Below are 21,814 nucleotides of genomic sequence, written 5' to 3' on the forward strand. Positions count from 1 at the left end.
TATTATTATTTTTTAGTCACTTTTTAGTCATTTGAACACTTTATTATTTTCATGCCAAATTGTAAAGTTAAGTGCAACTAAATTATTTTTCTAACCAAATATTCGATTGGCGAAAGATAATTTAGTATTTTTCTTGGTCTTTGGTTTAAAGACAATATAAATTTATGAACTGCATTTTTATTAGTGTTTGAAAAATTAAATTTTTTAGGAAATTTTTCTCTAATTAAACCATTAGTATTTTCATTAGTATCTCTTTGTCAAGGTGAATATGCATCAGCAAAATAAATTTTCACATTTAAATTTTTTTCAAGTTGTTGTCAATTAGCAAATTCTTTACCCCTATCAAATGTTATAGTCTTAACAAGATTATTTGGAAGAATTGATAAATAATGACTAATATTTTTGTTAATAACTTTAGTAGTTCTATTTTCAACTAATATTGCTAAAGTAAATCTTGATGTTCTTTCAACTAAAGTTATTAAACATGATTTACTTTTACCTCGTGATGATACTACAGTATCACCTTCTCAATGGCCAAGAGTTATGCGATTATTAACATTTCGTTCTTTAATGGATTTACCATTAAATTTACCCCGATTTTCTTGAGATTTTCGTTTCTTACCTTTTCTTCTTAAATTTTTACTAGTAACCTTTTCAAGTAATCCAGAATAAATTCAATTGTAAATTGTTTTAAAACTAATAATTCATTCTTGATGAAAATTTTTAATTCTGCCATAAATTTGTTCAGGCGATCAACCTAATAATAATTTTTGTTGTACATATTTTACTAATTCTCTATTTTTAAATTTATGAAAATAAACATGTAATTGTTTTCTATTTTCTGCTTTATTTTGTGCAATTAATGAAAAATAATGATTATTATCTTTATTTCTATTAACTTCTCGATTAATAGTACTAATACTTCGATTAAGATTTTTAGCTATTTCACTAATTTTTACTTTAAATTTCAATTGATTCTCAATATAAATTCTTTCATCTATGCCAAGATGTTTGTATCCCATATAAAAACTCCTTAAATTTACTTTTTCTAAAATAAACTTAGCATCATGAAATTTTTATATGAAATCTTTTGCAATTTTATTTACTTGCACTTACAAGTATAATTCAGCACATATAATTATAAAGCTGCCCCATTGGAGTTTTCAACATTAATTTGAGCTATTGGTATTAGCATTGTTGCTGTTCTTTATTTGAGTGAAGCATTATTTATTATGATTAAGTTTTATCCGCTGTGGAACCGACCATTTTTAACTGTTAGTGATTATTATCAATGATATCTTTTGAATCGTTTTCTTACTTATACTACTTTTATTTTGTTAATGATAACGACTTTTTTTAGTTTAAGAAAATTGCCGATTAGTGTGGGAAATGCTGTTTATCAGAATGCGGATTATTTAATTTATTTAATATTTATTCCAATCTTAATATTTAATGCAATTGTTGTGTGATATAATTACAAATATAAAAAATTATTAGAGCGCGAAAAAAAGCATCTAATAAAGTAGAATTAGTTTCTAGTGTGAGGTAGAGATAATATGATTAGAAAAGAAAAATGGCTTTATTTAATTGCTAATGTAATATTAATATGAAACCTTGTATATTTTATTATTGCTAATTACCTAAGTAGTGAAGTTGTTCTTTGAAGTGATGTTTTTAAAGATTCTTTACTATTGTCTTCAACAAAAATTCTTTTGTTACCATTATTATCGCTACTTATTAGTTTAATAAGTATTGCTGTTGCTTTATTTTTAAATTTTAAAAATTATAAAACTAAACAAAGTAAATATCTTATTGCTTGAATTTTTTTATTATCATTATCAATGGCAATATCTTTAATGTTATCTTTTTATTCACAAATATCATTAGCAATATATATGGATGGTGGTAACAGTGGCTTAAGTATTTCGTGGTTAAATAGTCGTTCAATTTGAATTATCGGCGGAGTAGTAATCGTTGCTAAAATTGTTGCTATTGTTGAGTTTGCAATGAATTATAATTCATTATTAAAATATAACTTGCTATTAGAAAATAGTTTTGAGGATGGAACAGCGTTTAATTTAAATTCTAATTTACAAAATATGAAATATAATAATAAAGAACCAAAAACGGAATATATCCCTAATATTAATAATGTTTATGCTGGTTATGTAAATCCTAGTTATAATGGTAGTTTAAGTGCCACAATGAATATTAAAAGCGATGATATTAATGACTTTTATGCTAAAGAAAATTTATTACAGGATAATAATATTAAACCATTAATAAAAGAAAATGAAGAATTTAATAGCTTGGGAGTTGTAAATCCGTTACCAAATATTACACCAGCAACAATGGGATTTACACAGCAAATTAAAAATGAATATGAAAAGGATTTTGTTTTAGTTCAGGAATTGCATCGTATTAATATGGCACAAAGTAATGCTCGTGTTGCGAAGTTAATTAATATTTTTTATAATCGTTATGACCGTGGTTTGGATCTTGATGTTGATCGGGTAATGCTCTTAATCTATCGGGTAGCGTTAGAACACGAACCGCTTTTTGGATATTTAAAAGATGCTATTTTATATAAACTAGATAGCAAATTTATTTCTGATTTAGCTCGTAAATGATTTAATTCTTATGCTAATAAGGTAAATAATTTTTATAGTACTAGTCGTTCTGCTTTTAAGAAAAGTCTTAATGAAGGAATAACTATTATGGATAATGATATTGAAAAGTATTTGCAAGAATCGGTACCGAGATAGTTTTATTAGTTTATGCAAATATTATCATTAGAACAAAAAAATCTTGTTATTCATAATTTATTAAACGAGCAAGTTGGTATTGTTCCTACCGATACCGTATATGGTTTAGTGGGAATTTATTCTTCGCAATTTGTCGCTAAAAGAATCTCGCATTTAAAATTAAGAGATAAAAATAAACCATTGGCAGTTATTGTTAGTGATATTGCAATGGCAAAAGATATTGGGGTTATTACTTCGCAAGTTGAACAGTTATATGAATCGTATCCTCGGGGGAAAATAACAATTATTGTTAAACAAAAAGTGAATGTCACAGAAACGATAGCGATTAGAATTACCAATTATCGCTGGTTACAAGATATTGTTTATCAAACAGGACCACTATTTGCCACTAGTGCTAATATTCATAATGAAAATCCAATTATAACTGTTAATGAGAATAAACTTGAAGTTGATTTTATTGTTGATGGGGGTATTATTGACCAAAAGGCTTCAACAATTATTGATGCTACAGGTAGTGAGATTGTTATTATTCGTTCATAAGTTATATTAGGCGTTATTGTATTAATATTTTTTATATATTAGCTGAATTATACTTGTAAGTGCAAGTAAATAAAATTGCAAAAGATTTCATATAAAAATTTCATGATGCTAAGTTTATTTTAGAAAAAGTAAATTTAAGGAGTTTTTATATGGGATACAAACATCTTGGCATAGATGAAAGAATTTATATTGAGAATCAATTGAAATTTAAAGTAAAAATTAGTGAAATAGCTAAAAATCTTAATCGAAGTATTAGTACTATTAATCGAGAAGTTAATAGAAATAAAGATAATAATCATTATTTTTCATTAATTGCACAAAATAAAGCAGAAAATAGAAAACAATTACATGTTTATTTTCATAAATTTAAAAATAGAGAATTAGTAAAATATGTACAACAAAAATTATTATTAGGTTGATCGCCTGAACAAATTTATGGCAGAATTAAAAATTTTCATCAAGAATGAATTATTAGTTTTAAAACAATTTACAATTGAATTTATTCTGGATTACTTGAAAAGGTTACTAGTAAAAATTTAAGAAGAAAAGGTAAGAAACGAAAATCTCAAGAAAATCGGGGTAAATTTAATGGTAAATCCATTAAAGAACGAAATGTTAATAATCGCATAACTCTTGGCCATTGAGAAGGTGATACTGTAGTATCATCACGAGGTAAAAGTAAATCATGTTTAATAACTTTAGTTGAAAGAACATCAAGATTTACTTTAGCAATATTAGTTGAAAATAGAACTACTAAAGTTATTAACAAAAATATTAGTCATTATTTATCAATTCTTCCAAATAATCTTGTTAAGACTATAACATTTGATAGGGGTAAAGAATTTGCTAATTGACAACAACTTGAAAAAAATTTAAATGTGAAAATTTATTTTGCTGATGCATATTCACCTTGACAAAGAGGTACTAATGAAAATACTAATGGTTTAATTAGAGAAAAATTTCCTAAAAAATTTAATTTTTCAAACACTAATAAAAATGCAGTTCATAAATTTATATTGTCTTTAAACCAAAGACCAAGAAAAATACTAAATTATCTTTCGCCAATCGAATATTTGGTTAGAAAAATAATTTAGTTGCACTTAACTTTACAATTTGGCATTTTTAATTTAATTAATAATATATAAAAACTCTTTATTTTATTGAAGTTATTCAATAATTTTTTTATAAAATGGTGTATAATTTAATAAAATAAAAGGAAAATAATGGTTTATTTCTTGAATTTAAGTAAATGGATATTAAGGGGTGAAAAGCAATGACATTAATGATTATGGGAGCAATAATGATATTTTTATCTACGCTTTTAGGGGTATTTTTATTAGTGTTATCAATGCCAATTATTTTTAATTTTATTACTAATGAAATTTGGTTAGAAAAATTATTTTTAAGATTTGGTAAAGAAAATTTTTCTTTTGCATTAATTAAATTAAAAAATGATTTAATGAGTAATCTTGTAATTTATGTATTTTTTGGAATTTTAATTACTTTATTTTTTGTTTTAGTAACAATAGTAATATCACAAATTCGTCATCGTAAAAATCATAAAGTGGCAATTAGACTATTTTATACAAATTTTGCTTTAACGGGAATTATTTTTACTATTTTGGTTTTAATGATTATTTTTACGGGAATATGATGATTTTCATTTATTTTAGCAGTTTTAGCAATGGGGTTATTTTTTTTACAAAATTCCTTCTTATCATTAATTAAAAATTCTATTAATCATAAAGAATACCAAATTGGTAATATTATTACTGCGGGTGATGGAAAAATTAGTAATGAAAATTATTTAGATATTAATAACGAAATTGTAAATATTAGAAAAAATAGTATTCAAGCACAACAATCATTGTCTTTAGTAAAAGAACAGTTACAGTCAGAGTTTTTAAATGATAAAGACTATGAAACTAATGAAATTGATAACAATAAGTTGGTGGTAAAGTCAAAAGCATCCTTACCAGATATTTTAAATCCAATGTTGTTAAAAGAGAATAAAGATGATGGTGATGCGATTCGTAAAATAATTGCAGAACCGATTTATCAAAAAGATTCAAAAAATAATGTGATATCATCAGATGAACAAAAGGAAGCTGATGATAAGGAGCAAGGGGATATTAATAATGAATATTTACAAGTTAAGCAACCGGAGGAGTGTTCATATGTTGCTCCAAGTGAATTGGAGGATGACGATGGTAAACAACCATTGATGAGTAATAGTTCACAAACTGGTAGTAGGGAAGATGATTTTGTGAAGCAGTCATTTGCTAATGGGTATTATCAAGGACAGCAATATTCACAAGTTCAGGAACAAATAGTGGCATTAGGTGAACAAAAGGAAGCTGATGATAAGGAGCAAGGGGATATTAATAATGAATATTTACAAGTTAAGCAACTGGAGGAGTGTTCATATGTTGCTCCAAGTGAATTGGAGGATGACGATGGTAAACAACCATTGATGAGTAATAGTTCACAAACTGGTAGTAGGGAAGATGATTTTGTGAAGCAGTCATTTGCTAATGGGTATTATCAAGGACAGCAATATTCACAAGTTCAGGAACAAATAGTGGCATTAGGTGAACAAAAGGAAGCTGATGGTAAAAACCAAGTGGATATTAATAATGAATATTTACAAGTTAAGCAACCGGAGGAGTGTTCATATGTTGCTCCAAGTGAATTGGAGGATGACGATGGTAAACAACCATTGATGAGTAATAGTTCACAAACTGGTAGTAGGGAAGATGATTTTGTGAAGCAGTCATTTGCTAATGGGTATTATCAAGGACAGCAATATTCACAAGTTCAGGAACAAATAGTGGCATTAGGTGAACAAAAGGAAGCTGATGGTAAAAACCAAGTGGATATTAATAATGAATATTTACAAGTTAAGCAACCGGAGGAGTGTTCATATGTTGCTCCAAGTGAATTGGAGGATGACGATGGTAAACAACCATTGATGAGTAATAGTTCACAAACTGGTAGTAGGGAAGATGATTTTGTGAAGCAGTCATTTGCTAATGGGTATTATCAAGGACAGCAATATTCACAAGTTCAGGAACAAATAGTGGCATTAGGTGAACAAAATGAAGCTGATGATACAGACATTGAGCCTAATAAAATTTATTGTCATTCATCGATGACAGGAAAAACTGTTGAAATTGTTCCACAAAAGACAAGAAAATTTTTATTTGCTAATCTTCCAGGAAAACCAGATGAGTTAGAAAGTCCGGTGTATGAATATAATCCGATTGAAGAACAAGATAAGAAACCAAAACAGGACAAAAAGAAGAATCACGAAAGTCGTTCTTATGGAATTTTTGACCAAACAATGCAGCGCCGAGCTAATCCAGTAGGAATACAAGAAGCAGTTTCCTATCCACAAGGATATGTGCAAGCAAGATATCAAACAAAATCTAATTATTATGAACAACCAACATTAAATATTAATTTACCGAATCAAGAAACATATAATAAATCTGTTGTTAATCAACAATTTGATGTAGCAGCAATTGCAGAGCATTATCATTCGCAATATCCAAATTATATATTTACTAATGATAGTTGTCCTATTTGTTATCAAGGCGGTTAGTTATTCTAAAATCTAGAACTTAATTATATATAAGTTCTAGATTTTATTTTGGGGATATGTTGCATTTTTATAATAAATTAGTTATTATTATAAAGGACTTTATTTAGATACGCACGGTATCGTGTGTATAAAATAATAACACTATGAAAGAATGAAAGGAGTATTAATTATGCCAACAATTAATCAATTGATTCACAAGCCAAGAAAAGGAAAGACTCGTAAGTCAAGGTCAGCGTTATTAGGAGTAGGATATAACTCATTAAGAAGAAAGCAAACTACTGGTTCTTCTCCCCAAAAAAGAGCAGTATGTAAACTTGTGAAAACAAAAACGCCAAAGAAACCTAACTCAGCTTTAAGAAAGATTACTCGTGTGCGACTGAGTAATGGTTTAGAAATAACAGCATATATTCCTGGTGAAGGACATAACTTGCAGGAGCATTCAGTGGTACTTATTCAAGGCGGAAGAACGAAGGATTTACCAGGAGTGCGCTATCGAGTTATTCGTGGTGTTTTAGATGCGGCTGGTGTTGAAGGGCGAAAACAAGGTCGTTCAATTTATGGAACAAAGAGACCTAAAAAGTAATAGTTTAAGAAAGGAGTTATTATATGCGTAAAAGAAGAGCAGAAAAACGAGATGTTTTACCAGATCCAATATATAATTCAAAGTTGGTTACGAGAGCAATTAATAAAATTATGGTTGATGGTAAAAGAGGAATTGCCCAAACAATTCTTTATCAAGCTTTTGATATTATTAAAGAAAAAACAAATGATGATCCATCGGATATTTTTAATAAAGCATTAAATAATGTTTCACCACAATTGGAGTTGAAAGTAAGAAGAATTGGTGGTGCTAATTATCAAGTACCTATTGAGGTATATGAAGAGCGAAAAATGACATTGAGTCTTAGATGATTAATTAATTATTCACATAGTCGTAATGGAAAATGTATGGAAGAAAAGTTAGCAGCAGAAATTATTGATGCATCAAATGGTACAGGTGGCGCTGTTAAGAAAAAAGAGGAAACCGAAAGACAGGCAGAAGCGAACAAAGCCTTTGCTAATTACCGTTGATAATTTAAGAGGAGTAGATAGAGAATGCCAAGAGAATATAGTTTAGAAAAAACTCGCAATATGGGTGTTATAGCACATATTGATGCTGGTAAGACTACGGTTACTGAGAGAATTTTGGTACATACTAAAAGAATTCGTAAAGCTAGAGAAACCCATGATGGTGGTTCACAAATGGATTGAATGGCTCAAGAACAAGAACGCGGCATTACGATTACTTCAGCAGCAACAACAGCGGTTTGAAGAGAATTCAGACTTAATCTTATTGATACGCCAGGGCATGTTGATTTTACTGTTGAAGTAGAGCGGTCATTACGAGTATTAGATGGTTCAGTTGTGGTTTTAGATGCCCAGTCAGGTGTGGAACCACAAACAGAAACAGTTTGAAGGCAAGCAAATACTTACAAGGTACCAAGAATTGTGTTTATTAATAAAATGGATAAAATTGGTGCTGACTTCTTATATTCTATTAATACAATTTATGACCGTTTACAAGGTAATGCTCATCCAATTCAATTGCCAATTGGTAGTGAAGATAATTTTGATGGTATTATTGATTTGATTGAAATGAAAGCATATGATTATAATCAAAATGATATTCATGAAACAGTAGAGGAAATTCCGATCCCTAATGAATTACAAGAGTTAGTTAAAGAAAAGCGCAGTAGTTTAATTGAAACACTTGCTAAACTTGATGATGAATTAGCGATGCAATATTTAGAAGGCGAAGCGATTGGTGTTGAACAAATTAAACAAGCGATTCGTAATGCTACTTTAACAGCTGAATTCTTTCCTGTTGTTTGTGGATCAGCGTTTAAAAATAAAGGGGTTAAGTTGTTATTAGATGCGGTTGTTGATTATTTACCATCGCCATTAGATATCCCAGCCATTAAAGGGGTGCTTCGTAATGGTGAAGAAGCAGAAAGAAAAGCATCTGATGATGAACCTTTTGCTGCCTTAGCATTTAAAATTATGACTGACCCTTATGTCGGAAAGTTAACTTTCTTTCGTGTTTATTCAGGGGTATTAAACTCAGGTTCTTATATCTTGAATGCTACTAAAGATAAACAACAACGCATTGGAAGATTATTAAAAATGCATGCTAATAATCGTGAAGAAATTCAAGAAGTATATGCTGGTGATATTGCAGCGGCTGTTGGTTTGAAAGATACAACAACTGGTGATACTTTGTGTGATGAGAAGCATGCGATTGTTTTAGAATCAATGATTTTTCCAGAACCAGTTATTTCTTTAGCATTAGAACCAAAAACTAAAGCTGATCAAGATAAAATGAGTTTAGCGCTATCAAAACTTGCTGAAGAGGATCCAACATTTAAAACATGAACTGATAATGAAACTGGACAAACAATTGTTGCGGGAATGGGTGAATTACATCTAGATATTATTGTTGATCGCATGAAACGAGAATTTAAAGTTGAAGTAAATGTTGGAAATCCACAAGTATCATATCGTGAAACTATTAAAGCTTCATCTGATTGTGAAGGTAAATATATTAAACAATCAGGTGGTCGTGGACAATATGGGCATGTATGAATTAAATTTGAACCTAATCCAGATAAAGGATTTGAATTTGTTGATAAGATTGTTGGTGGTAGAGTTCCCCGCGAATATATTAGTTCTGTTAAAGCGGGACTAGAAGCTAGTTTATCTGGTGGTGTTTTAGCGGGATATCCATTAATTAATATTAAAGCAACATTATTTGATGGGTCATATCATGATGTTGATTCATCAGAGATGGCATTTAAGATTGCGGCTTCAATGGCTTTAAAAGAAATTAAGAAGCATTCGCAACCAGTATTGTTAGAACCAATTATGACTGTTGAAGTTGTAGCACCAGAAGTATATTATGGTGATGTGATCGGAAATCTTTCTTCAAGAAGAGGTCAGATTGAAGGCAGTGAGCAAAGAGGTAATGTTCAAGTTATTAAAGCTAAAGTACCGTTAGCAGAAATGTTTGGGTACGCAACTGATTTGAGGTCCTTTACACAAGGAAGAGCAAGTTATACAATGCAGTTTTCTTACTATCAAGAAACACCAAAATCGGTTAGTGAAAAAATTGTTGCCCAAAATTCAAAACAAGGATAATAATTTTGTTGTTAGCAACTTGAATTTTAAGATAAATTTAAGATAAAATATAAATATCTTTTTTAAAAAGTAGTAATAAAAATGAAAGGAAGAAATGAAATGGCAAAAGAAGCATTTTCAAGAAGTAAACCGCATGTTAATATTGGAACAATTGGTCATGTTGACCATGGTAAAACAACTTTAACAGCAGCGATTACTTCGGTATTAGCAAAGCAAGGTGGAGCAAAAGCAAGAAAATATGATGAAATTGATGCTGCACCAGAAGAAAAAGCAAGAGGTATTACAATTAATATTGCCCATGTTGATTATGAAACTGAAGCAAGACATTATGGACATATTGATGCTCCTGGGCATGCTGATTATGTAAAAAATATGATTACGGGTGCAAAACAGATGGATGGAGCAATTTTAGTTGTTGCTGCAACTGATGGCGCAATGCCCCAAACTAATGAGCATGTTTTATTGGCTAAAAATGTGGGAATTAAAAAATTAGTTGTTTATTTAAATAAAGTTGATTTACTTGATGATCCTGATATGTTAATCTTAGCAGAAGAAGATATTAGAGAATTATTAACTAAACATGGCTTTGATGGTGGCAATACACCAATTATTGAAGGTTCAGCATTAAAAGCATTAAATGGTGATCCCGAACAAGAAGCAAAAATTCTTGAATTAATGAAAGCTGTTGATGAATATATTCCAACGCCAGAGCGAGATTTAGATAAGCCATTTATGATGTCAGTTGGAAGTGTTGTGAGTGTTCCAGGTCGTGGAACAGTTGCTACTGGTCTTGTTGATCGGGGAATATTAAAACCTGGTGAAGCGGTAGAAATTGTTGGGTTTGGTGATAAGGTAATTAAAAGTATTGCTACAAGTATTGAAACTGGTCACAAAACGCTAGATGAAGCTAGAGCTGGTGATAATGTTGGAATCTTATTACGAGGTGTTGAAAAAGATGCCGTACGAAGAGGACAAGTTTTATGTAAACCAGGAACAGTTACGCCTCATAGTAAATTTCAAGCAGAAATTTACTTATTGACAAAAGCTGAAGGTGGTCGTCATACGGCAACTAAAAGTAATTATCAACCACAATTTTACTTACATTCTTCAGATGTAACAGGAACAGTTACCTTACCTGCTGGTGTTGACTTTGTAATGCCTGGTGATAATACTGAAATAACTGTTGAGTTAAATACTAAAGTTGCTTTAGAAGAAGGAACACAATTTGCTATTCGTGAAGGTGGTAAAACCGTAGCTTCAGGAATAATTAATAAGATTTTAGAATAAAAATTTTAAAAAATAAACTAAAATAAAAAGCAAAGAAAAAGTTATCTATTTAAAATAGATAACTTTTTAATTTTACAAATTATTACTATTTAACTCTACTTAAAAGTTCAACTAGTGTTTTAACCATAACCCCACTACCACGAGAATCGCTATCAGCTGTTCCCGCAATATCTAAGTGAATGAAAGGTTTTTCTTCAACAAATTCTTGTAAGAAAGCAGCCGCTTGTGAAGAACCCATATCCCGAATTTTTCCAATATTTGCTAAGTCAGCTATTTGTGAGCATTGCATTTCTTCAATATTTTCTTTGTATATCGGCATTCTTCAAATGCGTTCTTTGCTTAAATCACTTGCTTGTTCAAATTGGTGGTAAAAATCATTGTTATTACTAAATACACCTGTAGCATGTTTTCCTAGCGATACTACGATTGCTCCGGTTAGAGTAGCAACATCAATAATTTTAGTAGCGTTGTTATTTCTAATGGCATAAGTAATTCCGTCAGCTAAAACTAAGCGTCCTTCAGCATCAGTATTTAAGATTTCAACGGTTTTACCGTTCATTGCAGTTGCCACAGCTTCAACTAAGGTGGCGTGACCTCCAATGCGATTTTCAGTTAAACAGGCAACAGCAACAACATTAATTGTGGGTTTAATTTTAGCAATGGCTAATAATGTTGAACAAACAATTGCTGCTCCCGACATATCAAATTTCATATTAATCATTGAAGCTGCTGGTTTTAATGAATAACCACCAGAATCAAAGGTAATTCCTTTGCCCACTAAACCAATTTTTTCTTTGCTATTAGGATTTCCTGTGTATTCAATTATCACAACTCGGGGGTCGTTGTGGCTACCATTAGCAACAGCTAGTAAAAGACCCATTTTATTTTCAATAATTGCTTTTTTATCTAAAATAGTAATTTTAACATTATCAATGTCTTCAAAAACTTTTTGAATATCTTGAGCAAAGATTTCTGGGTACATTAAGTTTGGCGGTGTATCTTGTAAGTTTCTTGTTAAATTAACACTATCTAGTTTAATTTGAGCAGTGTTAAAAATTTCGGTGCTATCACTAATATTAGTAATTAGATGATAGTTTGCTTTTTCTTGCTTTTTTTCTTGTTTATAAGATATTACTTGATGTTGGGTATATAAAATGGCTTCACTAATGGCTTGTAATGCCAATTGTTCATTAAAATCATCAGTTGTAAAACTAGCAACATCAATATTTAATTCCCGAGTGTTGGTACTGCTAAATTTTTTCATTCATTGCTGTAATTTACAAAATGTCATTTTCTTTTCTTTAAAGTAAACGAAAAGGATTTTTTCTGAGTCGATTAAGGTTGTATTTCCTTCAGATTTTTCAACGGTGTCCTTAATTGCTGCGCCTTCAAAAATCGCTTTTAAAGTTACAATGTTTTGTTGTGATTCTTTTGTTAAGTTAATCATATTTTTCCTCCTAATAATAAAATTATATAAATTATAACATTTTTGATTGCACAAATGCCGTAATATATTGATATAATCATAAAATAGATTAATAAGGGAAGAGGATACAACTAATGAAACGAATTAATGCTGATAAGAAGTATCAATGAGATTTAAGTTATTTATTTACTAGTGATGATGAATGAACGAAGGCGTTACAAAATTATATTAGTCATTATGGTAAATTGTATAATTTAAAAGGGAAATTACATCAACAAGAAAATTTTAAGCAATATATTTTATTGTCAGAGGCGGGAGAAATTTTAGGTGCAAAACTTTCGCAATATTTACATTATGGTAGTTTAGATACTACTGATGAACGATTTATTAATTTAAGTAATTTAATGATGAATGAGTCATTAAAAATTCAAACTAAGATGTCATTTGTTGAACCAGAATTAAAACAAATTGGTGCGGAAAAAATTATGCAAATGTTAGCAAATGATGCGGAATTAAAAAATTTTGAATATGATTTTCGGTCATTTTTTGAAAAAGTAAAATATTTATTAACAGAAGAACAAGAGGAATTATTAAACAATGTTGCTAAAACGCGAAGTACTAGTTATCAACTTTATGATTTATTAGCATATGCTGATAAGGAAAAACAATATCTTGATTATGATGGTGAAAAACAGGAATTAACAGAATCATTAGCAACTTCAATAGCACAATTATCGCGTCCCAAAGAAGATCAAAAATTACGACGAGAAACTAGTATCTTATTAAACAAACATTTAATTACAAAGAAGCATTCATTAGCTAAAGTGTATGAAGATATTATTCAATATAGTGTTGAAGAAGTTAAATTAAGAAACTATGAAAGTTCATTGCAAGCATCATTATTAGGTGATAAAGTATTGCCAGATATGTATTTAACTTTATTAGAAGTTGGAAAAGCATATATTCATTTATATCGGCGTTTTATTAAAATTAAACAAAAATATTTTCAATTAGATAAATTTTATGCAACTGATAGTCATTTATTAATGAATAAAACAGAAAATAATAAGTATACTGTGGTGCAAGGGATTGCAATGGTAAAAGCAGCTTTTCAGCCATTGGGAGCAGAATATTTAACGATGTTAGATATCGCTTTATTACCAGGGCGAATTGATTATTTTGAAGACACTAACAAACGCAGTGGGGCATATTCGTCATCAGGTAAAGGTGTTGAACCAATTATTTTAATGAATTGAGATGATTCATTAAGATCTGTTGCTACCTTAGCACATGAATTAGGTCATTCCGTGCATACATTATTTTCTAATAAATATCAACCGCCTAATTTAGCACAATATCCGATTATTTTAGCAGAAGTGGCATCAACTTTTAATGAGCATCTTTTATTTAAATATCTGTATACGCAAGCTAAAGAAAAAGATGAACAAATTTATTTATTGGAAACAAGAATTAATGATTTAATGGCTACTTTCTTTCGTCAAATTCAGTTTGCTAAGTTTGAATGGGAAGCTCATAAAATAGTTGAACAAGAGCAGCCGATTAATGCTAGTATTTTAGCAAAATTGTTTAAAGATGTTTCAATTGAGTATGGTTATGATGTTTATGATGAAATTGCTGATGATGGCATTTATGCTTGACCGCGAATTTTACATTTCTTTAATTCCCCTTATTATGTTTATAAATATGCTACTTCGGTGACAACTTCGTTTAAGTTATATGATGATTTTGAAAAGGGCAATAAAGATAACATTTTGAATTTTCTTAAAGCAGGGGATCATAAAGAACCAATGTTAATTTTGCAAGATGTTGGTATTGATTTAGCACTGGAAGCAACCTATGTGCCGTTAATGGAGCATTTGGAGCAACTATTGGATGAATTGGAAAAATTATTACAGCTTTTAAAATAACAACTAAATTAACTTGTATAAAAGATGTTAAAAGTCAGAAGTAAACTTCTGACTTTTTTAAATTAGTTTTTAAAATGGGTCACAATGTCATTTTTAGAAAATAGTTTCAATGGAAATCATTTAATTTTAGATATAATAATGTCATTATAAGTTTAAGAAAAATATTTATATTTTAAGGAGTTGATAGTTTTTGAATTTATCAAGGAAAGTTTAAAAAATGTAAGTAATTAAAAATAGAGAGGTAGTTGCTAAATGCTTAGTCTAAAATCAGGAGAGAGACTTATACAAAAACCAGTTTTTTTAAAAATATTTTATTTAAAACTAGCAATATATTTATTATATGCCAAATTGTAAAGTTAAGTGCAACTAAATTATTTTTCTAACCAAATATTCGATTGGCGAAAGATAATTTAGTATTTTTCTTGGTCTTTGGTTTAAAGACAATATAAATTTATGAACTGCATTTTTATTAGTGTTTGAAAAATTAAATTTTTTAGGAAATTTTTCTCTAATTAAACCATTAGTATTTTCATTAGTACCTCTTTGTCAAGGTGAATATGTATCAGCAAAATAAATTTTCACATTTAAATTTTTTTCAAGTTGTTGTCAATTAGCAAATTCTTTACCTCTATCAAATGTTATAGTCTTAACAAGATTATTTGGAAGAATTGATAAATAATGACTAATATTTTTGTTAATAACTTTAGTAGTTCTATTTTCAACTAATATTGCTAAAGTAAATCTTGATGTTCTTTCAACTAAAGTTATTAAACATGATTTACTTTTACCTCGTGATGATACTACAGTATCACCTTCTCAATGGCTAAGAGTTATGCGATTATTAACATTTCGTTCTTTAATGGATTTACCATTAAATTTACCCCGATTTTCTTGAGATTTTCGTTTCTTACCTTTTCTTCTTAAATTTTTACTAGTAACCTTTTCAAGTAATTCAGAATAAATTCAATTGTAAATTGTTTTAAAACTAATAATTCATTCTTGATGAAAATTTTTAATTCTGCCATAAATTTGTTCAGGCGATCAACCTAATAATAATTTTTGTTGTACATATTTTACTAATTCTCTATTTTTAAATTTATGAAAATAAACATGTAATTGTTTTCTATTTTCTGCTTTATTTTGTGCAATTAATGAAAAATAATGATTATTATCTTTATTTCTATTAACTTCTCGATTAATAGTACTAATACTTCGATTAAGATTTTTAGCTATTTCACTAATTTTTACTTTAAATTTCAATTGATTCTCAATATAAATTCTTTCATCTATGCCAAGATGTTTGTATCCCATATAAAAACTCCTTAAATTTACTTTTTCTAAAATAAACTTAGCATCATGAAATTTTTATATGAAATCTTTTGCAATTTTATTTACTTGCACTTACAAGTATAATTCAGCATTAATAAAAATTCACGAAAGGGATTTGATTAATATGAAAAAATTACTAGGAATTTTAGGAACAATAACAATATCCGGAAGCGGAATGGCGGGACTTGTTGGAAACGTTCCAGCAAAAATTAAAGAAAATAATAATTTACAAAACTTAATTCGTGTTAAAAGAGGTATTTTTGACGATATATTAAGTGGAGTTAAAACTGTTGGGAGAAAGGCTGTAGAAATGGATAGAGATGTTAGACAAGCAGTTCAAAACAAAGCAATAGAGGTTTTAGAAAGCGGAAAATTAGGACCTGCCGGAGAAATTGGCTCTGCTGGTGCTAAAAAAGTTAAAGAATTATGAGATAGTTACGACGCATGAAAATTAAGAGTGCTAAGTTAAGGTAAATATATTTGTTTAAATGCATTAAGTTGGAAATAATATATATATTATTTCCAACTTTTTTAAATTTTTTTTAAAAATCTTTGTAGTATTTGAAAAGGAGTTTTGTTATTTAATGATTTGTGGTGAACGAATTGGAGTGGTTTCATGGATAACTCCATTCTTTGAAAGAAAGGTTGTAAAAGGCCTTTCTTTTACTTTGTATGCTTTTTTATTGCTTCAATTAGTAGTGGTAAATTCCGGAGCATTATCAGTGCGAAGGCGTTTAATGCTTATGCCACAAGTTCACCAAAATCTTTTATTGCTCTTTGCACGGCGTTAATTGCGTTATTAGTTCCTAAACTATCATAAACATAGCCAAATACTATGCGTGTCATTTCGTCAATGAAATCATAAATATAATATTTTTTATCAACCGGAAAATTTGTTGTAGTAATAATTTTAGCATCCATTTGTAAAAGGCCAATCTCGGAAACTTCATAACGCTTAAAATGGCGTTTAGTTTGTTTGATTTGTTGTTTTAATTCTTTTCAACGAGGGTCAGATTTAATTCACCGATAAAAAGTTTTGATGTTTTTAGGAACTTCTGAATTTTTAATATCGTGAAAACCAATTTTTAAATTGTTAAATAAAGACCACATTCCGCCGACTTGAAGATTTTTGTAATCAAAATATAAATCACATCTGCCACCACGAACATTAAAAGAAAACCGTATTACAAAAAATACGATTTTCAAGAATGGTTATTAAATTACTAAAGTTAATAAGGCATTTCGGCAGAAAATGAATTTAAATAAAATATACCTTCTGATTCATAAATAGAAATTTTAAATTTAACTAAGCTATCAACAACATAAGCATTACTTGAATATGTACCATTATTACGATAAAAATTATTAACTTCATCATAAACATTGGATTTTTCTTTAACCAATAAAATAAGGCTAGGATTTGGAAAATAACCACCCCCAACATTTCTTGGAATATCATACGGAATATTTAAACCCTGATTCTTAACTTGTAAGAGATTAGAATTAAAATTATTTTGAAAATAAGGATTATAAATAAAAGCACTCTGTTTAATGCTAGCAAACTCTAATTCACAACTATTACCACATTGACTGGGGTTTGTAGCTCGTTTTTGTCGTTTCATAAAGGATTGTTCCATATTGGGTTTTGGTAATTGTTTTGTATCAATGAAGGCACCTATAGGGACTAAACCAATAAAAGCGATAACTAACCATGACATAAATTTATACATGTTTATTTGTCCTTTCTCCTATGTTTAAGTCCTTAAAATTAAATATATTGTTGATAAAATGCAAATCGTTCCTAAAATTTGGAAAATTGGATGTTGAGAAAATAACCTTATCATTGGTTTAAATAAATCTAAAATTTTAATATTATTTGATAGAACTTTATTAAAATATTCTAAACCCTCACGCACATAGGCTCATAAACCTAAAAAGTCATTTAAAGCAAAAATAGAAAAAACAGCAACAAGAATAAATAAAATTATCAATTTAAACATTTTAAAAACCTACCTTTTTATTCGTCGTCCATGTTGGTTAACTCTCGGTCTATTTTTAGGACTATTACCACTGAATTTCTTAATTGGACCACTAGATGATTTTTTCTTAGCTCCTCAATTAGCAACTGATTTTTGATATTTTTTACGAAAACCAACTTTTGGTCGTTCAATATGAATACCTAAAATACCACCAATTACAAGATTTATTACAAGCATAATTAGCGGAAAAATAATAATGCGAATATCTGTTCCAGGAATGGTTAAAGTTCAAATTAAATCAAAAACTTTATAAAGCATATCGCCAATCAAACTAGCCATTTTTTCTAAGTTTTCCATCTTTTAAACTCCTTTACTTATTTTTCTTATTTAGATTATTTTTTAACTTAGTAAGTATCTTACTAAATTTTTCCATTTTTAAATATTCTAATGCTTCAATATCCATCACATTATCATTTCAAAATTTATGCTGATAATTATCATTCAAAGCACGATTACTTAATTCACGCAAGAATGATAAATATTTATTATCATAAAGGTTTAAAATTGACATCGGAATTTTCAATTTAAAGAAATAAATGTCTAATTCCGGAATGCTACGATACTTGATTTTGCGACCTTTTTTATCATTTTTAGCATTAATCAGAGTTAATCGTCATTGTTCGTATTCGCTTACTGATTTAAAAGTGCCGTAAATAACTTGTAAATAGGGCCGGAAAATACTAACTGGTTTTTTTCTAATACCAACAATTATTGAATTCGCAATATCACGAACTTTAACTCATATATGTTCAGCTCGTTGTCCGCTTGCTAATATGATAGGGGTAAATTGGCGAGCCGAAGCGAAATATTCTTGTAAACCTTGGGTTACTCTATCATTTTCTTTATAATCAGTTCCTTCTAAAAATAAGTTAGTTTCATCTCATAACAGTAAATGCTTTTCATCTAAAATTGGATAATTATAATCTAAAAGTGACATATGCCCTAATGAAAGCATTTGTTTATCTGTAATCGGAAAAGTAGAAATCGTTTTTCAACCACTTAATAAGTAAGAAGCTAAAACCATTAAAGCGGTTTTTCCAGTTCCTAAAGCACCAATTACTAAATTTAAAGGTGAATTTAATAAGAAATTAATAAAACTTCGACGAGCAAAGAAATGAGAAATTTTAGTATATAAAATATACAAAGCAATTAATAAATAAATAATATCAAATAACATTCGTCAACTTTGGGGATTATAATAATGCAAAATCGCACCATAAAATCACGCAATAATAAATAAAGTGCGATTTAAAGTCACAAAATCATATAATCTTAAATTTATTTTTTTAAACAATAGCATCACTTAAATCACACTTTCTTTATTTTTATTACTATCTGCCGGGCATTAATTTTTCAAACATTTTGAAAGCGATTAAAAATAAACCAATAATCACACCAAGCAAGAAAACTCAATATGTAGCAAAGAAATTAACGACATTTGGCATATTACCACCAATAATATCAGTTCAAATATTACCGAACGCTGTAATTAATGCTTTTCATAAGTTAGTAACCGCTTGTTCGCCAGTAATTTTTGCTGGTACATCGGCTAAGAAAGTTCCAATCATATAATCACCCCCCTTCTAAACGAAATATGATTTAACCTTATAAAATAAAATAACCATAAATAAGATAATGAATACTAATACCATTCAAAAGGCAATATTCGCTATTAAAAGTCAAAGTAGTTCTTTGGTTAAATCAATTTCTTTACCAGAAACTCACGCCGGAATAATTTTAATTTGAATAAATAAATCTCAAAAATACAATTTTGTCATTTCTCAATTTAAATCTTTTCAAGCAACTAAAAACATAATAATTACCGCTTAAAAGGTCAAAAGAGTAGAAAAATAATTGCTGAGAAGAGCATTACAATTATTAAAATTGAAAACAAAAATACAACTTGGGGTGGTAAATCAGCAGTTGGATAAATTAATTCAATTAATTCAATAATTATTTTTTTAAACATTTTCTAAACCTACTTTTTAATTTCTTTTTCATCTTGTTCTAACAAATTTCGTTTAAACTTTGCAATAAATATTCGTTGTGAATAAGTAAAATCTTTTGGTAGCTGTTTTGCTTCACTACCATATTTCTTTTTATCTTTAAAAAATCGATAAATATTAACCGCAATATAGTATGCTAGTAATAATGTTAAAATCGTAAAAAACACTAATCCAAAAATACTCATTTTTCTTTTCTCCTTAATTTTTTAATATGCAATATCAACACAAAGTCAATTATCACCGACTAAATCAGTTCTAACAGATTCAACTGCAGATTTAGACGCTCAAATTTTTTGTTCTAATCCAGTTTTTTTATTAATAGAATATATAAACTTTCGACAATAATTTTTAGGTGGTTCATCCACACTAACTCACATTTTCATTTCTAAAACTCCAAAACTATTTTTTTACTACATCAAATCAAAAAATTGCAATAACTTAGTTAAATAACTCAACTCATCCATAACTGGCGGGCGGAGCATACGCTTTCCGCACCGCTTCGCAACTATAAACATCAACCAAGATTTTTTTTTACCTCTATTCTTAATGCGCCTTAAAACACCTTTAAAATTAATTTTTAAAATAATTAAAACTTATATCCTTTTTATCGTTCTCTTTTTCAGCAATAAAAAAATTTAACAATTCTTGTCCTATAATCAAATTAGACTCTTGCTCTTTTTTATTAACTGAAACCAACTGATACTCACCATTTCTAATTATTCCAATACAAATAGAATTTTCATATTTGCCTTTATAAACAAATCGTTTTGAAAATCAAATACCAATAGGATTACTAAATCACGGAATTTCTGGTGCTTTAATAAGAATTGCGTTTTGTGTTTCTTTTAAAAGATATTTTTTAGTATTTAAAAAAATATTTTCAATATTTCTCATATACATACCATCCTTACAATATTTAGTTATATTAAACTAAGTTAAATATTTATTTTTTTAAACATTTATGTTTAACAAAATTTGTTAGTAAACGAAGTTTACTAATTAACTTAGTTTATTACTAACAAGGCACAAAAAAAATACAAGGCATAACTAAAAATAATAAATATTAATTTAACCTTATATTTCTTGTAATAAATAAATGAGCTCGTATTTATTTATTAATTAACAGCAAGTTTGTAGAAACCAAAATCTTGTCATATGTATATGGTTTCTACATTTTTAACAATGGTGCTATTGACAATGATATATAAAAATTATTTGCGATATCGCTTTTTTGCTTTATCAGTGCTAGTTCTAAATGTATGTAACATTGGTAATGACTATTCTTTTGGTATTAGTTAAGGGGGATTTCTATGTAAAAAAGACAACAGGGTTACTTTTAACTTCAATCATAAGTTTATTAATTTATTTGCCAGCATTAACTCTTAATATTGCGTATTTACAATTAAAAGATAAATAAAATTATTTAATAGTTGGAAGGACATGAATAATTTTATGTTGGGGGGAAAAATTATTATTAATTATTATTTTGCCAGTCTTTATGAATCATATTCCTAATATGAAACCAGTATTTAATTCTAATTTAAAAAAAGAAAATAAAAATTTAACTTGAAAAAGTATTGAGACTTTAAGAAATGATTTATTTTATGAAATGCTGAATTATACTTGTAAGTGCAAGTAAATAAAATTGCAAAAGATTTCATATAAAAATTTCATGATGCTAAGTTTATTTTAGAAAAAGTAAATTTAAGGAGTTCT

Annotated in this window: 25 protein-coding genes; 11 read left to right on the top strand and 14 right to left on the bottom strand. The window is 28.5% G+C overall.

The features are described from left to right. Positions 1-77: 77 nt before the first annotated feature. Positions 78-1,022, bottom strand: coding sequence for an IS30 family transposase (locus tag AAHN02_RS01485; protein ID WP_342277933.1), 945 nt, complete (start codon positions 1,020-1,022; stop codon positions 78-80). Between the two features lie 132 nt (positions 1,023-1,154). On the opposite strand from AAHN02_RS01485, the gene AAHN02_RS01490 reads away from it, so the two are divergent. The 9 genes from AAHN02_RS01490 to tuf all read left to right on the top strand — a co-directional run bounded on the left by AAHN02_RS01490 (position 1,155) and on the right by tuf (position 11,370). Then, complete coding sequence (locus AAHN02_RS01490; protein WP_342277934.1) at positions 1,155-1,526, top strand: hypothetical protein; 372 nt, start codon at positions 1,155-1,157, stop codon at positions 1,524-1,526. 30 nt (positions 1,527-1,556) lie between these two features. Further along, complete coding sequence (locus tag AAHN02_RS01495) at positions 1,557-2,765, top strand: hypothetical protein (protein WP_342277935.1); 1,209 nt, start codon at positions 1,557-1,559, stop codon at positions 2,763-2,765. 12 nt (positions 2,766-2,777) lie between these two features. Continuing rightward, positions 2,778-3,305: an L-threonylcarbamoyladenylate synthase gene (locus tag AAHN02_RS01500; RefSeq protein ID WP_342262732.1), complete on the top strand. Its 528-nt coding sequence runs from the start codon at positions 2,778-2,780 to the stop codon at positions 3,303-3,305. Positions 3,306-3,454: 149 nt separating this feature from the next. Next, positions 3,455-4,399 (top strand): IS30 family transposase, encoded by a 945-nt coding sequence (locus AAHN02_RS01505; RefSeq protein ID WP_342277809.1) that lies wholly within the window; start codon positions 3,455-3,457, stop codon positions 4,397-4,399. A gap of 179 nt (positions 4,400-4,578) precedes the next feature. Then, entirely contained in the window at positions 4,579-6,909 is a 2,331-nt protein-coding gene (locus tag AAHN02_RS01510; RefSeq protein ID WP_342277936.1) for a hypothetical protein, read from the top strand. A 169-nt stretch (positions 6,910-7,078) separates the two neighbouring features. Then, on the top strand, positions 7,079-7,492 hold the full coding sequence (gene rpsL / locus AAHN02_RS01515; protein WP_338967736.1) for a 30S ribosomal protein S12: 414 nt from the start codon (positions 7,079-7,081) through the stop codon (positions 7,490-7,492). Between the two features lie 23 nt (positions 7,493-7,515). After that, positions 7,516-7,983 (top strand): 30S ribosomal protein S7, encoded by a 468-nt coding sequence (rpsG, locus tag AAHN02_RS01520; RefSeq protein WP_338967738.1) that lies wholly within the window; start codon positions 7,516-7,518, stop codon positions 7,981-7,983. A 21-nt stretch (positions 7,984-8,004) separates the two neighbouring features. After that, positions 8,005-10,083 carry an elongation factor G gene (gene fusA, locus AAHN02_RS01525; protein ID WP_342277937.1) on the top strand — a complete coding sequence of 693 codons (2,079 nt, stop codon included), beginning with the start codon at positions 8,005-8,007 and terminating at the stop codon, positions 10,081-10,083. 99 nt (positions 10,084-10,182) lie between these two features. Further along, positions 10,183-11,370: an elongation factor Tu gene (gene tuf, locus AAHN02_RS01530; RefSeq protein ID WP_338969016.1), complete on the top strand. Its 1,188-nt coding sequence runs from the start codon at positions 10,183-10,185 to the stop codon at positions 11,368-11,370. Between the two features lie 85 nt (positions 11,371-11,455). Here the strand turns inward: tuf and AAHN02_RS01535 are convergent, their stop codons facing one another. After that, positions 11,456-12,817: a M17 family metallopeptidase gene (locus tag AAHN02_RS01535; RefSeq protein WP_342277938.1), complete on the bottom strand. Its 1,362-nt coding sequence runs from the start codon at positions 12,815-12,817 to the stop codon at positions 11,456-11,458. A 113-nt stretch (positions 12,818-12,930) separates the two neighbouring features. Between AAHN02_RS01535 and pepF the strand changes: the two genes are divergently transcribed. Next, positions 12,931-14,724: an oligoendopeptidase F gene (gene pepF, locus AAHN02_RS01540; RefSeq protein ID WP_342277939.1), complete on the top strand. Its 1,794-nt coding sequence runs from the start codon at positions 12,931-12,933 to the stop codon at positions 14,722-14,724. Between the two features lie 366 nt (positions 14,725-15,090). Here the strand turns inward: pepF and AAHN02_RS01545 are convergent, their stop codons facing one another. Continuing rightward, positions 15,091-16,035 (bottom strand): IS30 family transposase, encoded by a 945-nt coding sequence (locus tag AAHN02_RS01545; protein WP_342277940.1) that lies wholly within the window; start codon positions 16,033-16,035, stop codon positions 15,091-15,093. Positions 16,036-16,093: 58 nt separating this feature from the next. Here AAHN02_RS01545 and AAHN02_RS01550 point away from each other — a divergent pair, with 58 nt between their 5' ends. Further along, the gene (locus AAHN02_RS01550; RefSeq protein ID WP_342277941.1) at positions 16,094-16,522 is read left to right on the top strand and encodes a hypothetical protein; all 429 of its coding nucleotides are present in this window, start codon (positions 16,094-16,096) and stop codon (positions 16,520-16,522) included. Between the two features lie 272 nt (positions 16,523-16,794). On the opposite strand, the gene AAHN02_RS01555 is transcribed toward AAHN02_RS01550, so the two are convergent. The 11 genes from AAHN02_RS01555 to AAHN02_RS01605 form a co-directional block, all read right to left on the bottom strand. Continuing rightward, positions 16,795-17,259, bottom strand: a complete 465-nt coding sequence (locus AAHN02_RS01555) for a hypothetical protein (protein WP_342277942.1) — start codon at positions 17,257-17,259, stop codon at positions 16,795-16,797. Between the two features lie 23 nt (positions 17,260-17,282). Next, entirely contained in the window at positions 17,283-17,690 is a 408-nt protein-coding gene (locus AAHN02_RS01560) for a hypothetical protein (protein ID WP_342277943.1), read from the bottom strand. A 117-nt stretch (positions 17,691-17,807) separates the two neighbouring features. After that, positions 17,808-18,053 (bottom strand): hypothetical protein, encoded by a 246-nt coding sequence (locus AAHN02_RS01565; protein WP_342277944.1) that lies wholly within the window; start codon positions 18,051-18,053, stop codon positions 17,808-17,810. Between the two features lie 9 nt (positions 18,054-18,062). Next, positions 18,063-18,389 carry a hypothetical protein gene (locus AAHN02_RS01570; protein WP_342277945.1) on the bottom strand — a complete coding sequence of 109 codons (327 nt, stop codon included), beginning with the start codon at positions 18,387-18,389 and terminating at the stop codon, positions 18,063-18,065. Positions 18,390-18,402: 13 nt separating this feature from the next. After that, entirely contained in the window at positions 18,403-19,392 is a 990-nt protein-coding gene (locus AAHN02_RS01575; RefSeq protein WP_342277946.1) for a hypothetical protein, read from the bottom strand. Positions 19,393-19,423: 31 nt separating this feature from the next. Next, on the bottom strand, positions 19,424-19,660 hold the full coding sequence (locus AAHN02_RS01580; protein WP_338966977.1) for a hypothetical protein: 237 nt from the start codon (positions 19,658-19,660) through the stop codon (positions 19,424-19,426). 15 nt (positions 19,661-19,675) lie between these two features. Beyond that, a complete protein-coding gene (locus tag AAHN02_RS01585) occupies positions 19,676-19,906 on the bottom strand; it encodes a hypothetical protein (protein WP_338982011.1) in 231 nt (76 codons plus the stop codon). A 164-nt stretch (positions 19,907-20,070) separates the two neighbouring features. Then, a complete protein-coding gene (locus AAHN02_RS01590) occupies positions 20,071-20,283 on the bottom strand; it encodes a hypothetical protein (protein WP_215825617.1) in 213 nt (70 codons plus the stop codon). Between the two features lie 21 nt (positions 20,284-20,304). Continuing rightward, positions 20,305-20,481 carry a hypothetical protein gene (locus AAHN02_RS01595; RefSeq protein WP_342277947.1) on the bottom strand — a complete coding sequence of 59 codons (177 nt, stop codon included), beginning with the start codon at positions 20,479-20,481 and terminating at the stop codon, positions 20,305-20,307. A gap of 187 nt (positions 20,482-20,668) precedes the next feature. Continuing rightward, positions 20,669-20,992 (bottom strand): hypothetical protein, encoded by a 324-nt coding sequence (locus tag AAHN02_RS01600; protein ID WP_342277948.1) that lies wholly within the window; start codon positions 20,990-20,992, stop codon positions 20,669-20,671. A gap of 641 nt (positions 20,993-21,633) precedes the next feature. Then, on the bottom strand, positions 21,634-21,759 hold the full coding sequence (locus AAHN02_RS01605; RefSeq protein ID WP_342277949.1) for a hypothetical protein: 126 nt from the start codon (positions 21,757-21,759) through the stop codon (positions 21,634-21,636). Positions 21,760-21,814 lie beyond the last annotated feature (55 nt).

The sequence above is a fragment of the Spiroplasma endosymbiont of Nephrotoma flavescens genome (assembly GCF_964030835.1).
Classification (GTDB): domain Bacteria; phylum Bacillota_I; class Bacilli_A; order Mycoplasmatales; family Nriv7; genus Nriv7.